The following is a 13,264-nucleotide window of genomic DNA, read 5'->3' as shown; positions in this document are numbered from 1 at the left end:
TTTTATTTTAATTGGTTTTTATACTCCTGTTTGAAGCGATAATAAAAGGAGGTCTCCTCCAAAGAGGCTTCAATAGTATCAAGGTATTTTAAGATCGTGAGATCTTCCTGCAATACTTTGAGAATGGCAGCCTCACAGCTGTTCCAGAGCATTTCAAATTCGGGCATTAATCTTAATGCTTTGGGAGAAAGTGATACGATCTGTTTTCTTTTATCCGAATCATCTTTTTTTACATCCAGATAATCTTTGGCCGCCATTTTTTTTACCGTGACCACAACAGACGGATGGGAATATCCCAGACTTTCAGCAATATCTATCAGAGATAATTCTCCTTTATCCCTTAGGATCATAAATATCAGATACCAGTTGGGCTCTATGTCGTAATCAAGATCTTTATAAAGTTTCTTCACACTGTAAGCCATCTTTTCACTGATCCTTTTAAACCGGGAATCAAGTGCCTTATAGCCAAGCTCTTTTATGAAATCATTGTTCATGGAATTGTACATATTGGACATTCAAATATATAAAAAATATACACAACTATATAGGTGGCTATATATTTTTTGAAAAAAAAGTACAAGATCATGAATAGAAATAAAAAATCCTTACTTTGTCAGGTAAGGATTTTATACATCCGGTATGATAAACACGCTTTTTTATCCGGTTTATCCTTTCAGGTATTTAGCTACCTTTTCTTCAAGATCATCCAGGTTGAATGGCTTGGCAATATAATCATCAGCCTGAGCGCTTTCCGCCAACGCATTGATATCATTGTTAGCCGTTATGTAGATCACAGGGATCTTTTTGAACTCTTCATGGTTTTTTAGAAGTTTCGTTGCTTCTACTCCCCCGATATTGGGAATCCAGTTATCCATTAGAATCACATCCGGCTGAAACTGTGATACCTTATCGATGATATCATGCGACGTTTCTGAAATCCCTACTTCATAACCACTTTCTTCAAAAATGATGGTTGCAACGTCCAGGATCGTCTTGTCATCATCAAAAATTAAAATTTTCTTCTTACTCATATATATTAGCTTTAATTTAAAACCGGTTTAATTGATTAATGCACTCTGCAAGATTTTCAGGAGTAATGATGAGATCATAGCTCACTCCTTCCACTGCATGTCTGGGCATATAGTTAACCTCCGCGGTATCCGGGTCCTGGATCCACACCCTTCCATGATTTTTTTTAATATACTGTAAACCTTCTACTCCATCGGCATTAGCACCGGATAACAATATTCCGACAAGACTTTTCCCATATATTTCTGAAGCTGACTTAAAGGTTACATCAATCGATGGACGTGAATAATTCATTTTTTCCGAACTATCAAGAGATACCAGCTCTTTACTTTCAAATAAAAGATGATAGTCGGCTGGCACAATATAGATCTGATTATTATTTATTTCTGTTTTATCTTCAATTTCCGTTACTTCTATAGAAGAAAACTGCTGCAGCAAAGTCGGTAAAATGCTTACGGATTGAGATTTACGGTGAACAACCAATATAATGGGAAAGCTGATCTTATGATCCAGCTTTTTCACCATATCCAGTATCACCTCTAAGCTTCCCGCAGAACCTCCTATAACAATGAGTTCAATATTCTCTTCTATTTCTTTCATATAAATATTAATGATGGTCTACTTTCTTCCAGATCCGCTGATCATCGGCCTGATGATAATATCTGTTCAGATTCGAAAATCTAAGAGTTTCTTTCGAACCTAAAGCAAGATAGCCCAGATTTTCAAGGCTATCGTCAAACAGCTGAAAAACACGCTCCTGTAAAGCTTTATCAAAGTAGATGAGCACATTCCGACATATAATCAGCTGAAAACTGTTAAAGGAGCTGTCTGACACCAGATTATGGGTAGACAAAATCAACTTTTGCTTGAGACTTGAATCAAACATTGCACTATCATAATTGGCCGTATAATAATCTGAAAAATCTTTTTTACCTCCTGAAAGTATATAATTCTCTGAATACAATTTCATCTGTTGCAGAGGAAAAACTCCGGCACGGGCTGTTTCCAGCACAGAAGGGTTAATATCCGTAGCATAAATCAGTGATTTCTGATAAAGACCGGCTTCCTTCAATAATATGGCCATAGAATAAGCCTCTTCCCCGGTTGAACAGCCTGCCACCCAGATTCTGATTAAAGGATAGGTTCCCAATTGGGGTAAAATATTTTCCCGTAATGCTTTGAAAAAATAGGGATCACGAAACATTTCCGTCACATTCACCGTAATTTCCTCGATAAAGTGCTTCAGATAATCCGGATCATTAAGCACAGTATATCTTAACTCTGCAAAACTGGCAAACTTATCGATCAGGCAGATCCTGTTTACCCTTCGTTTAAACGAAGCCCTGCTGTACATGGAAAAGTCATAACCATACAGTTCATAAACATCTTTTATCAGATGCTCTACCTCTTCATCCTTTACAATACTTGGTTCCAGCATCTACGACAGTTTTTCAATGGCAGTTAATAAAAGATCGACATCGATAGGCTTTTTCACATAATCCTGTGCTCCAACATCAAGACATTTCTGGCGGTCTTCCTTCATGGCTTGTGCCGTCACGGCAATAATGGGAACCTTACTGATCGAAGGTGTTTCGCGGATAATCCTGATGGCTTCATAACCATCCATTTCCGGCATCATCATATCCATCAATACGACTCCGATCCGGTCGTCTTTCTGTAAAAGTTCAATGGCTTCCTGTGCCATTGTACAGCTCTCCATTTGATATCCTCTGGCTTTCAGAGTAAGTTTAAGTGCAAATATGTTTCGCGGATCGTCATCCACGATCAAAATCTTTTTTTTCATCAGAAGTGAGTTTTTTTAGCTTTCATATAACCAAACACGCAACAAAGATAATAACTGATCAACATCCACAGGCTTTGATATATAATCTGATGCCCCGGCGGTAATGCACTTTTCACGGTCGCCTATCATGGATTTTGCCGTAACGGCAATGATCGGTAATCTGCTGAACGCCTGTTTTTTTCTTATTTCCTGTATGGTTTCATAGCCATCCATTTCCGGCATCATCATGTCCATCAAAACAGCATCAATATCCGGATGTTCTTTAATCTGTTCTAAAGCCTGCTTCCCATCCATCGCCAGGATGACTTCTACTTTGTATTTTTCCAACGTTTTGGTCAGTGAAAATATATTCCGTACATCATCATCCGTAATCAGAATCTTCTTTCCACTTAATACTTCAGTAAGTGATCCGAGATTTTTGTTTCGCGGTGCTTCGGTACTTTTCTCTTCAACCAAATGTAAGAATAAACCGACTTCATCCAATATCCTTTGGTATGAATGTGCCGTTTTAACAACAATAGAGTCAGCATATTGTTTGATCTTCAACTCATCAGAGGAAGACAGGTTGTTTTCTGTAAAAATAATGATCGGAAGGTTTTCAAGGCCTTCATAGCTTTTGATTGATTCTATGATCTTATATCCTTTTCCTCTTGCCGGTCCCACATCCAGGATCACACAATCTACCTCAGCTTCCGTAAGCGCCTTTATACTGTCCTCCACATTATCTTTCACCGCCAGAGAAATATCAAAATTGCTTAAGAAATATGACAATGCGCTGGCATGCTTAGCATTCTCCTCTACAATAAGAACTTTTTGAGGTGATTTTCGAAGGGCTTCTTCAATTTTTTTAAATACATCCGTCATCTGTTCAAGGGCCACAGGTTTGTTGATAAAGTCAATGGCTCCTCTCATGATACTTTCCTGCTTTTTAATATGCAACGAAGACATCATGTGCACCGGAATAGGTTTGGTTTTTGGGTTGGATTTCAGCTCATGCATTACCTGCCATCCATCTTTTACCGGCAGCTGAATATCGAGTAAGATAGCTAAAGGATGATATTGTAATGCTGCAGAGAGCCCATGGTCTCCTCTTACAACCACTACTCCTTTATAATTTTGTCTGTGGGCATACTTCAGAAGTGCCTTTGCAAAGTTGGTATCGTCTTCGATGATCAATATAACTTTGTCATCCTTCGTAATATTATCCCGGTCATCTGCTATTTCTTCAGGAATTTCTAAAACCGTAAGCGGTTGTTCCGGTTCTTCTTCATATCCTGCAATGTTCTTAATCTCCTCTACATCTTCTTTTATGATCTCTACCAATTCTTTATCAAGTGATACCTGGACCGTTTCTGAGACCGCCTTTACCGGAATTGTTAAACTAAATTCACTTCCTTCGTTAACTGCACTGGTAAGCGATAGTTCTCCACCCAATAATTTGGCAATCTCACGGCTTATGGATAATCCTAAACCTGTACCTCCGAATTTACGCTGGGTAGATCCGTCTGCCTGCTGGAATGCTTCAAAAATAATTCTTTGCTTATCTTCCGGAATTCCGATTCCCGTATCTTTTACGCTGAAGGTAATAAAGTCTTTATTTTTAGGATCTTTTTTAATATACAGCCCCACGCTTCCTTCCTGTGTAAATTTGAAAGCATTGGAAAGCAGGTTACGTAAAACCTGATCCAATCGTAACCGGTCCGTTTCTATAGACTTTTGAAGACCTTCTTCTATTTCAAGGTCAAATCTGATCCCTTTTTCATTAACCAAAGGATTGAACAGGTTTCGCAGGTCATTCACCACATCTTCCAGGGCAACGTCATCATATTCCAGAACCATTTTCCCGGACTCAATCTTAGCAAGATCCAGGATCTCATCGATCAATGTTAGCAAACTTCTTCCGGAACTCTGGATTACTTTCGCTGACTCTACCTGGTCCTCATTCAGATTTTCTTCCGGGTTCTCTACCATTAAACGGGAAAGAAGCAGGATAGAATTAAGAGGGGTCCTCAATTCATGCGACATATTGGCTAAGAATTCTGATTTGTACTGCGTACTTAAAGCCAGTTCTTCCGCTTTTTTCTGGATCTCTATATTACGTTCTGCAATGAGGTGATTTTTTTCTTCCAGTAATTTTGAACGCTCTTCCAGTTCTGCATTCGTCTGCATAAGCTCTTCCTGCTGAACTTTCAGTTCTTCTTCTGAAGCCTGAAGCTTTTGTGTCTGTGCCTCGAGTTCAGTATTCAGGTTTTCAAGTTCTGCATGCTGTACCTGAAGTTCTTCTGATTGTGCCTGCGTCTCTTCCAATAAACGCTGTTCCTTTTCACGACCTTTTGCCGCACTTATGGCAGTTGCTATATTCCTGCAGCTATCTGCGAAATAATTGATTTTATCCTGATCGAAATTTGTGGTTGAGCCCACTTCCAAAACTCCGATACTCTGCCTGTCCAGAGTAATCGGGATTACAACGAGTCCATTAATCTTTAATTTGCTGCTGGCAAATGTTGCCGCAAAATCTTCGTCGTTAAGGTCGTTATATACCTTTGTTTTCTTCTGAAGAAAGACCTGTCCTACCATTCCCTCTCCCGGTTCGAAAGATTTTTTCATATTATCTTCCAGCGCTACAGCACTGTTCAGGAATAATTTACCTTCATCAAGCAGGTAGATGGCACCATTGGTTCCTCCTCCGTATTCGATAATATGATTCAGGGAATTGGTAACAACCTCTTTAACAGACTTATTCCCAACCAGAGATTCATTCAGTAAAGCCAATCCTTTCTGGTGCCAGTCGCTTCTGTTTATTTTATCAAAGGATTTCTTTAGGGAGTCCGTCATATTATTCAGTGATTCCACAAGATCTCCAAGATCATCCTGTACATTATCCACAGCCCTTTGACTATAGTCTCCGTTGGCAACTCTATTGGCAATCTGCTGGATTGCACTTACCCGTTTTGTGATTTCCAGATCTTTTGCTTTCAACTCTTTTTCAAGCTTATCCCTGCGGAGAAGGTCACTTCTTAATTTAAGATAAAAGAAAGTAGTTACCACTATGGCTGCAAGTGCTGAAAAAATGATAAAAATAACAGTTGTGTTTGAGGAACGGTTAAGATCTTTGTTTTTTATTTCAAGCTGAATTTCTTCATACCGTACAAAATCACGAACGATCTTTCTGCATTTGTCCATATAGGATTTGCTTAAAATAAGCTGATCCTGCGTCATTACGATTCCTTTGCTCCTGTTTTCAACAAATTGCTTAAGGTTACCGATATTCGTGTTCACATTATATTCCAGATCCGCCAAACGCTTTAGCTGTGCCTTATCTTTAATGTCTAAGGATTTAGCATAGGCAATTGCTTTAGGATAGGCTGCAACGCTTCTGTTATAGGGTTCCAGAAAATTTTGCTTGCCGGTAAGCTGGTATCCTCTGTTGGCAGTTTCTGCATCCAGGAGGGAAATTAATATATCTTTTACTGCAGTAATGGATCTTCTTGTACGGGAAAGGCTTTCGCGGTTTTCCATCTGTTTCTGAATGCTCCAGTACGATGCTACGGAACTTGCTATTAAAATTAACAGCGAAAGCCCGACTCCAAATTGCAGATTTCTTATAACTTTTTGTGGCATAAAAAATTAGTTTAAGGGTAAAGTGAAGTAAAATGTGGAACCTTCATTGACAATACTTGACAATCCGATTGTTCCATGGTGCTGCTTGATGATCTCTGAACAGATATACAAGCCTATTCCCATTCCCTGAAATTGTAGTGACGATTCTTCTACACGATAAAATTTCTGGAATACTGCCTTTTGTTTGAAATCAGGAATCCCGATTCCAAAATCGGTAACACTTACTTTTACCTGGTCATCATCTACAAATGTAGTGACAATAACCTGGTTATTTTGTGGTGAATATTTGATGGCATTGGTCAGGAAATTGATCAATACCTGCTCTATACGAATTTCATCAAACGGAATAAGGATATCCGGTATTTCCCCGTGACGCTGGATTTTTACCTTATTTTCATCATGAGTCTGAAGTATCGTTTCTATAGCATTTTCAATTATCTTCTCAAGATTGGAAGGTTTCCTGTTGATCTTCAGCTTCCCGTTTTCAATTTTAGAGACATCCAGTAAGTCACTGATAAGGCTGTTCAATTTTTCGATCTGATCCTGGACCTTGGTTACATATCCTGCTTCTGCACTGTCTTTGTCAAGTTTTAGCTTGCGTTCCAACAACTGAACATACGCTTTAATGCTTGTAAGAGGAGTTTTCAGTTCATGACTGGCAATACTCAGGAATTCATCTTTCTCATTTTCTACCCTCTTCTGATCATCAATATCCGTAAATGTTCCTACCCAGTTTTTGACATGGTTACCTTCATAAACCGGTGATATTCTCAATAAATGATACCTGTATTCTCCGGATTCAATATTTTTTATCCGCGTCTCAAGCTGAAGTGATTTTCCATTTTTCCTTGAAATTTCAAATTGCTCCTTTATATCTAAATCATCAGGAAAAGTTTCGGGGAAGTTTTTATCAGATGTTGAATACTGATACCATCTGCCGTTGACAAAATCGATGATCCCTTTATCATTCAACGTAAATGCAATTTGCGGCAAGCCTTCCAGCATCAGATGAAAGTGATCAATCTGCGACTTCATGGTAACCTGTGATTCTCTTCTTCCTTTTACCTCAAGCTGTAAACTCTGCTGAGTTTTTTTCATTTCAATATTCTGCTCCTGCAGATTATAAAATGTTTTAACTTTCAGTAAAAGAATTTCGGGATCTACCGGCTTGGTGACATAGTCCTTACCTCCGGAAGCATATCCTTTGGTGATAAATCTCTTTTCTGTATTTACCGCTGAAAGAAATATAATAGGAATTTCTTTCGTTTTGCTATAACCTGCAAATATTTCAGCTACCTCAAAACCATCCATTCCCGGCATCTGAACATCGAGAATAATTAGGGCATAATCATTTTTCAATGCTTTCCCTAATGCTTCTTCACCGGAATTAGCAGTATCTACCTGAAAATCTTTGGATTCTAATAGTTTCTTTAATGAGTAAATATTGTTTTGGTTATCATCGACAATTAAGATCATAAAGCACAAATAATCTAATGGGAGTTAAGTCCTCAAAAGTACTCACAAAATCCCAAAAAATGATTGATTTTCTTAATAATGTTCCTAAAATCCATTATCCATTAAAAAACCAACCAATAATACAATTATCAGCACACATTCATCACAAAATGCCAATTATTCCCTAATTTAAATGCTATTTAACCGAATTTAACTCAATATAAAATCAAAAAAAACCTGTTTACTGAACCATTATAGATACCACATTTTTATCAATTAATTTTCCGGCTCAGGTTTTTATTCGTAAAAGTTGAGTCGCGGGACCCTATTTTTAAATAGATACCCTTTATTTATTTTCGGTTAACCCTTTCCCGTTTAATCTTTCTAATATTGTGGGTAAGGTGCTTTCTGATCTCAATATGTCTTGACCTGTAGAGTTTAATACAGGTTTCTAATCTCTTTTTTATACTGAGATACTCTTCATACAGCGCTGATAATTCTGTGTTCATCATAACAATTTCATCTGTATAGGTCCTGTCCTGATCGGGAGATTGCTTTAAAAGCTGCTCCAGATCATTAATTCTCTTGATTACTTCCTGGTGTATTTTTGGCTCTATTCCCTGCATAGTGAATTCAATTTTAAAAAAATATAGTTTGATTTGGTTTTTTATTTTTAATATTTAGTGTTTACCCATAGAAAACGGCTTTTCACTTTCTGTAATTATTTTTATCTGGTGCGTAAAAGTTTCGAAATAAGCGGATTTAGACGACACCTTACCTAAAGCCGATTGCAATAAGGTTTCATCAGCCTGCCCTAAAGACTTCAGAGGCAAAGATGCGTATTCATCTACAGGAAACTGCGGTGAAATTCCATTGCTGTATTCTCCCTGTCCGTTAGCATTATATACTTTATAGATGACCGGGTGAAGCTGCCAGGAAATCTTTTTAGGTTTACGATCATCCGTAATGGCAAATCCGGCCATATCTTTTCCTAGTGTTTTTCCTCCCATCTGTATCACCTGCATATAAGGTTTTAGATTATTGATAACGATTTCCGAGGCCGAGGCCGTACTTCCCGAGGTAAGTATATATACTTTGGTCAGCTGCAGATTATTGGCATGGAGTGTTGTGAAATTCAGAGCGGCAGGGTCATAGGCAATTTGTTCGGCAAATGTTTTTTTCACCTCACCCCCATTTTTATTTCCTTTATAGGTTATAAAAGGAGAATTGCCCGTTATTCCGGAAGGGATCATTGCACATAATGCGGCCGCAGAAGCTACTGATCCTCCATAATTGTACCTGAGGTCCACGATAAGATCCTGTACACCGTTAGCTTTAAATTCTGCAAACTTCTGATTGAGACTGTGAGACATGCCATCCGGAAAATCATAGATGTACAGGTACCCTGTCTTTTTTCCGTTTTGTTCAAAAATTTTAGATATAACAGGCTGGCTGAGCGAAAATCCATAGTATACTTTTATATCTTTTTCATCAATCACGTTTCCGTTGTCCCAATTACCTACGCTCAGGTCAAGCGTAGTATTGTCCGGAATAGAATTTAAAAGACTTTCCGCATTCGAAGCCGTAATCTCACTTCCATTGATCTTCTTAATGATCATCCCTCGTTTCAGGCCGGCATTCTGAGCCGGAGAATCCTGTAATACCAATTTTATCACAGCTGTTATCTGCCCGTTAGCAAGCTGCAATACTGCATAATCAAAGCCATACATGTTGCGGACCGTCCGCAGGTAAGTAGAAGCATCTTCCGTATTTACAATGCTTGAAAAACGGTCATTCTGAGATAGGAGGCTTGCAAAAAATTTCTTTACAGGAAGATGATAATCCGGTTTTGCAGGCATCTGATCCTCCCAGAAATAATAACGTTTCATGTTTTCATGAACCCATAGATTGACAGACTCTACGCTTCCGTCGGGAAAATCAGGAACAGACTCCTCCTCAGAACGGCAGGAAACGATAACTGCTGAGCTTAAAAATAATAAAACAAGTAGGTAGGATTTTAAAAATTTATGCATGATCTTATCCGAATGATTTTTTATTTTACAGGTAGTCTGCGATGTCAATATCACCCATAATCTGAACAGTACCGCCTTCCGCTTTTTCCTGTAGCACGATCATATTAGCTCCGATATCCTGTTTTATTTTTACTCTAATCGTTTGTGATCCAAAATAAGGGTCAGTACTTCCAGGCTTGTACAACTCCAGATAAACGGGAGCAGTAACACTGAAAAAGCTATACATTTTAAGTGAAGAGAAGTTATTTTTTTCAATATTTTCAAATTCAGCGAGAACATCTCCATTCTCTTTTTTGAGTATTCCTTTCACACTTTGTAATGTAGTATGGGAATATTGTCCCAAATTCGGAAAAATAAGTTCGAAACCTACCTTCCCCAGGTTAACCTGTGGCTTTACTGCATAGGTCTGAAGATAGATCCCGGGCAGATTGAAGAAATTCAGATTTTTATACTGATCCACTGTATTAAAATCGATGTTATATTTTGCGATCTGTTTGCCGGTTTCATGGTTATAGATCTCAATCTGATCTGTTTCCCCTTCGTCCACGACAAAGCTCAGCTTTGTTTCTATAGTATTGGTATAAGATGTACTTCCATTAATGCTTACCGGTTTTCCGTTAAGCCGGAGCTGCAGTACATCCGGTTTTGAATATCCCTTGACACTGATTTCTGCAGGTTTCTGTGATTTATCATAAGGTTGCAGCACATCATCGGTACACGATATCAGACCTGTAAGAACAGCAAAGGCGATTATTTTTTTCATTGTATGATTCATTATAAAAATTCGATTTAGAAATATTGCCCTTAGCACGCAGAGGGCAATACTTTTAAATTCTATAGTAAGCAGGAAAGGCATATATCCTATGATGATGGTTTTGATATGGTTATTATTTTGCATTTGTAAAAATTGAAAATAAGAGACTGCCTTCCTGCATCTAAAACATTATTTTTTGATAAATTTCACTTTCTCAGAAAGCACTCCATCCGAAACCACGGCGATATAGCTTCCGGAAGATAAAGTCGTAACATTAATTTCTCTACGGTACTGCGTAGTAATAACAGATTGTCCGGCCATATTGAAAACAGTCACAGTAACATTGTTTTCTTTCAGGGCTGGATTAAGTTTTAACATCAGTGATGAGGATACGGGATTCTGCATCACCATAGTAAGATCTTTTGCTTTTTTTACATCCTGTGTTTTTAGAACTGAAGTATAGATCGCCATTTCGTTGATGTTGATATTCTGTACATTGGTATCATCAGCCGCATATCTGTTCGACCACAATCCGATGTAGATTTTTTTTCCTGCAAAAGCAGAGAGATTAACAAGGCTTTCAACAAACTGATTGAGGTCCGATGGGAAAGGATTAGCAGTTCCTCCTGCTGCAATCACATATGGGCTGGGAACATTATTGCCGTTTGCATCTACTGCCAATGCCTGAAAATCCGATAATTCAGGGACAGGCTTTTGTGCAGTACTTACATAGATGTACAGATATCTCTTTACCACCTGATGTGTTGTTCTCTGACGTCCTATGTATGCTGCTAATGTAATCGTTCCTGAAGATGAAGTGAGATCAATCTCCGGAGAAATGGCCCAGTCATTTTCTGTAGTGAAACCGGCCACATTTCCGGAAGGAACATTACTGATTGAGTAACGAAGAGAACCAGCCCCTCCATAAGCCAAAGAAGTACCGTTATGGTAGATGTTCGGTCCTTGTACCCATCCATTTCCGTTTCCGTTCAGATCATGGAAAGACCATCCCTGCATATCACTTGTTGAATTAAAAGAATTAGTCCATACAGGATATTGTGCAGACACTAATTTTGATAAAACCAAAACAGATAGTAAAATTACTTTTTTCATTCTATGAATTTTTAAAGTTGAATTAAAAAATGGGATGGCAGGTAATGCCACCCCATGTTGATCAATTATTGTACAATTGAGAAATTATATTTTGTCCATGTACCCTGGAAATCTCCACAGTTTCTTGGAGAAACGTTCCATGCTGTAGCCTCGTTAAAGAATGGCTGAGACATTCCCCAAAGGTTAGCAGGATTACTTGTAGAAGTAGTTACTCCAGGAATAGTAAGAGCAGCAGTGGTAGTACCGATCTTAGAAGCAGTAGCGAATGTAAATCCATGTGCCTGTACTCCTGTAAAGCTAAGGTCTGCAAGATTTACCGGAGCACTGCTCTGAGTTTCCAATAAAATTCCGATAGGATAACCTGTAACAGTAGCATTATCTAAATTCAATTTACCGTTTCTTCTTACGTGGATGGCATTTTCATATAATCCACCTTTTAATGGGCTTTTAGCACCAACAATTGTAAGATTTTTAACTGTAGGACGGGTAAATGGAGAAGCAGTAGAACCTGTTCCATCGTTATCAAGCTCGATACCGTTCGTATCAGAAACTCCACCACTTTGACTGTGCGTTGAGTTGTAATCAGCTAAAGCTAATGCACAAGTAATTGTTCCTGTATATCCGAAGTCAAAATCGAAGTTATCATCGTCCGGAGCGAAAGATACAAGGTTTGAAGCGTTTACAGTACCTCCGAAGAATTCAAAAGAATCATCTTTACCATAAGATACCTGGATGTGGTCTAGTGTAGTTCCGTTACCTACTCCACCTAATGTTAATCCGTTGATTTCGTTTCCTGAGTTAGGAGCGAAAAGGTCGAATCCACCGAATTCGATACGTGCATATTTAATAGTTCCCCCATTATGAGCGGCATTCGTACCTCCATATTGGTAATCTGCACCTGTTAACCCTTCGATAACAGTAGTTGTAGGCTTGTTTGTAGGAGCATCTCCCAACATGATAACCCCTCCGAAATCACCTGGAGTTGCTGTAGTATCTTCATCTCCGTCCAATAATCTGTAGCTTGTAAAGATGATCGGCTGAGAAGCAGTTCCTGTAGCGTTTATTTTCCCAGTTTTAGCAATAACCAAAACTCCTGTAGGTGTATTTGTTGTATTAGGTTTAGCTTTAATGAAAGTACCTGGCTGGATAGTCAAAGTAGCTCCACCTTTAACAGTTACGATTCCATCAATTTCAACCACTCCACTCCATGTAGTATTGGTAGTAATAGCACCACTTACTGTAGTCACAGGAAGTGCAGAAGCAGTTAAATATTCTGCAGAAGCAGATTGCATTTCAAATTTAGAAGAATCTGATAAAGAATCATTCTCACGACAAGCTGTTAAAGATAAAGCTGTTACAGCGATTAAAGTTAATTTTCTCATTGTTGTAAAATTTAGAAATATGGATCCGGTTATTTTGTTTTTTGGTCCGGATGATTCCTGTTTACGGGATATT

General features: G+C 38.4%; 12 protein-coding genes. All 12 read right to left on the bottom strand.

Going from position 1 to position 13,264, the window contains the following annotated elements; genetic code table 11:
* Positions 1-2: 2 nt before the first annotated feature.
* The 12 genes from AC0INN_RS03500 to AC0INN_RS03445 all read right to left on the bottom strand — a co-directional run bounded on the left by AC0INN_RS03500 (position 3) and on the right by AC0INN_RS03445 (position 13,191).
* A complete protein-coding gene (locus AC0INN_RS03500; RefSeq protein WP_273647669.1) occupies positions 3-494 on the bottom strand; it encodes a MarR family winged helix-turn-helix transcriptional regulator in 492 nt (163 codons plus the stop codon).
* 171 nt (positions 495-665) lie between these two features.
* A complete protein-coding gene (locus AC0INN_RS03495; RefSeq protein WP_172278092.1) occupies positions 666-1,031 on the bottom strand; it encodes a response regulator in 366 nt (121 codons plus the stop codon).
* Positions 1,032-1,047: 16 nt separating this feature from the next.
* Entirely contained in the window at positions 1,048-1,629 is a 582-nt protein-coding gene (locus AC0INN_RS03490) for a chemotaxis protein CheB (RefSeq protein WP_273647668.1), read from the bottom strand.
* Between the two features lie 7 nt (positions 1,630-1,636).
* Entirely contained in the window at positions 1,637-2,467 is an 831-nt protein-coding gene (locus AC0INN_RS03485; protein WP_273647667.1) for a CheR family methyltransferase, read from the bottom strand.
* Positions 2,468-2,833, bottom strand: a complete 366-nt coding sequence (locus tag AC0INN_RS03480) for a response regulator (protein WP_172278087.1) — start codon at positions 2,831-2,833, stop codon at positions 2,468-2,470.
* A gap of 15 nt (positions 2,834-2,848) precedes the next feature.
* A complete protein-coding gene (locus tag AC0INN_RS03475) occupies positions 2,849-6,454 on the bottom strand; it encodes a response regulator (protein ID WP_306611693.1) in 3,606 nt (1,201 codons plus the stop codon).
* 6 nt (positions 6,455-6,460) lie between these two features.
* On the bottom strand, positions 6,461-7,930 hold the full coding sequence (locus AC0INN_RS03470) for a hybrid sensor histidine kinase/response regulator (RefSeq protein WP_273647665.1): 1,470 nt from the start codon (positions 7,928-7,930) through the stop codon (positions 6,461-6,463).
* 329 nt (positions 7,931-8,259) lie between these two features.
* Positions 8,260-8,535 (bottom strand): hypothetical protein, encoded by a 276-nt coding sequence (locus tag AC0INN_RS03465; RefSeq protein ID WP_172278081.1) that lies wholly within the window; start codon positions 8,533-8,535, stop codon positions 8,260-8,262.
* 54 nt (positions 8,536-8,589) lie between these two features.
* On the bottom strand, positions 8,590-9,942 hold the full coding sequence (locus AC0INN_RS03460; RefSeq protein ID WP_273647664.1) for a S41 family peptidase: 1,353 nt from the start codon (positions 9,940-9,942) through the stop codon (positions 8,590-8,592).
* Between the two features lie 25 nt (positions 9,943-9,967).
* Positions 9,968-10,705 carry a hypothetical protein gene (locus tag AC0INN_RS03455; RefSeq protein WP_273647663.1) on the bottom strand — a complete coding sequence of 246 codons (738 nt, stop codon included), beginning with the start codon at positions 10,703-10,705 and terminating at the stop codon, positions 9,968-9,970.
* A gap of 180 nt (positions 10,706-10,885) precedes the next feature.
* Entirely contained in the window at positions 10,886-11,809 is a 924-nt protein-coding gene (locus AC0INN_RS03450; protein ID WP_172278074.1) for a T9SS-dependent choice-of-anchor J family protein, read from the bottom strand.
* A 65-nt stretch (positions 11,810-11,874) separates the two neighbouring features.
* The gene (locus tag AC0INN_RS03445; protein ID WP_172278072.1) at positions 11,875-13,191 is read right to left on the bottom strand and encodes a hypothetical protein; all 1,317 of its coding nucleotides are present in this window, start codon (positions 13,189-13,191) and stop codon (positions 11,875-11,877) included.
* Positions 13,192-13,264: the final 73 nt, after the last annotated feature.

The organism is Chryseobacterium subflavum (assembly GCF_055762745.1).
The sequence above is the reverse complement of the archived record's forward strand: the minus strand, read 5'-3'. Positions and strand labels throughout refer to the sequence as shown.

Excerpts from the sequence above, each read along its gene's own strand:
- AC0INN_RS03490 (WP_273647668.1), bottom strand. The coding sequence starts at position 1,629 with ATGAAAGAAATAGAAGAGAATATTGAACTCATTGTTATAGGAGGTTCT.
- AC0INN_RS03470 (WP_273647665.1), bottom strand. The coding sequence starts at position 7,930 with ATGATCTTAATTGTCGATGATAACCAAAACAATATTTACTCATTAAAG.
- AC0INN_RS03465 (WP_172278081.1), bottom strand. The coding sequence starts at position 8,535 with ATGCAGGGAATAGAGCCAAAAATACACCAGGAAGTAATCAAGAGAATT.
- AC0INN_RS03455 (WP_273647663.1), bottom strand. The coding sequence starts at position 10,705 with ATGAAAAAAATAATCGCCTTTGCTGTTCTTACAGGTCTGATATCGTGT.
- AC0INN_RS03500 (WP_273647669.1), bottom strand. The coding sequence starts at position 494 with ATGAACAATGATTTCATAAAAGAGCTTGGCTATAAGGCACTTGATTCC.
- AC0INN_RS03460 (WP_273647664.1), bottom strand. The coding sequence starts at position 9,942 with ATGCATAAATTTTTAAAATCCTACCTACTTGTTTTATTATTTTTAAGC.
- AC0INN_RS03445 (WP_172278072.1), bottom strand. The coding sequence starts at position 13,191 with ATGAGAAAATTAACTTTAATCGCTGTAACAGCTTTATCTTTAACAGCT.
- AC0INN_RS03495 (WP_172278092.1), bottom strand. The coding sequence starts at position 1,031 with ATGAGTAAGAAGAAAATTTTAATTTTTGATGATGACAAGACGATCCTG.
- AC0INN_RS03450 (WP_172278074.1), bottom strand. The coding sequence starts at position 11,809 with ATGAAAAAAGTAATTTTACTATCTGTTTTGGTTTTATCAAAATTAGTG.
- AC0INN_RS03485 (WP_273647667.1), bottom strand. The coding sequence starts at position 2,467 with ATGCTGGAACCAAGTATTGTAAAGGATGAAGAGGTAGAGCATCTGATA.
- AC0INN_RS03475 (WP_306611693.1), bottom strand. The coding sequence starts at position 6,454 with ATGCCACAAAAAGTTATAAGAAATCTGCAATTTGGAGTCGGGCTTTCG.
- AC0INN_RS03480 (WP_172278087.1), bottom strand. The coding sequence starts at position 2,833 with ATGAAAAAAAAGATTTTGATCGTGGATGACGATCCGCGAAACATATTT.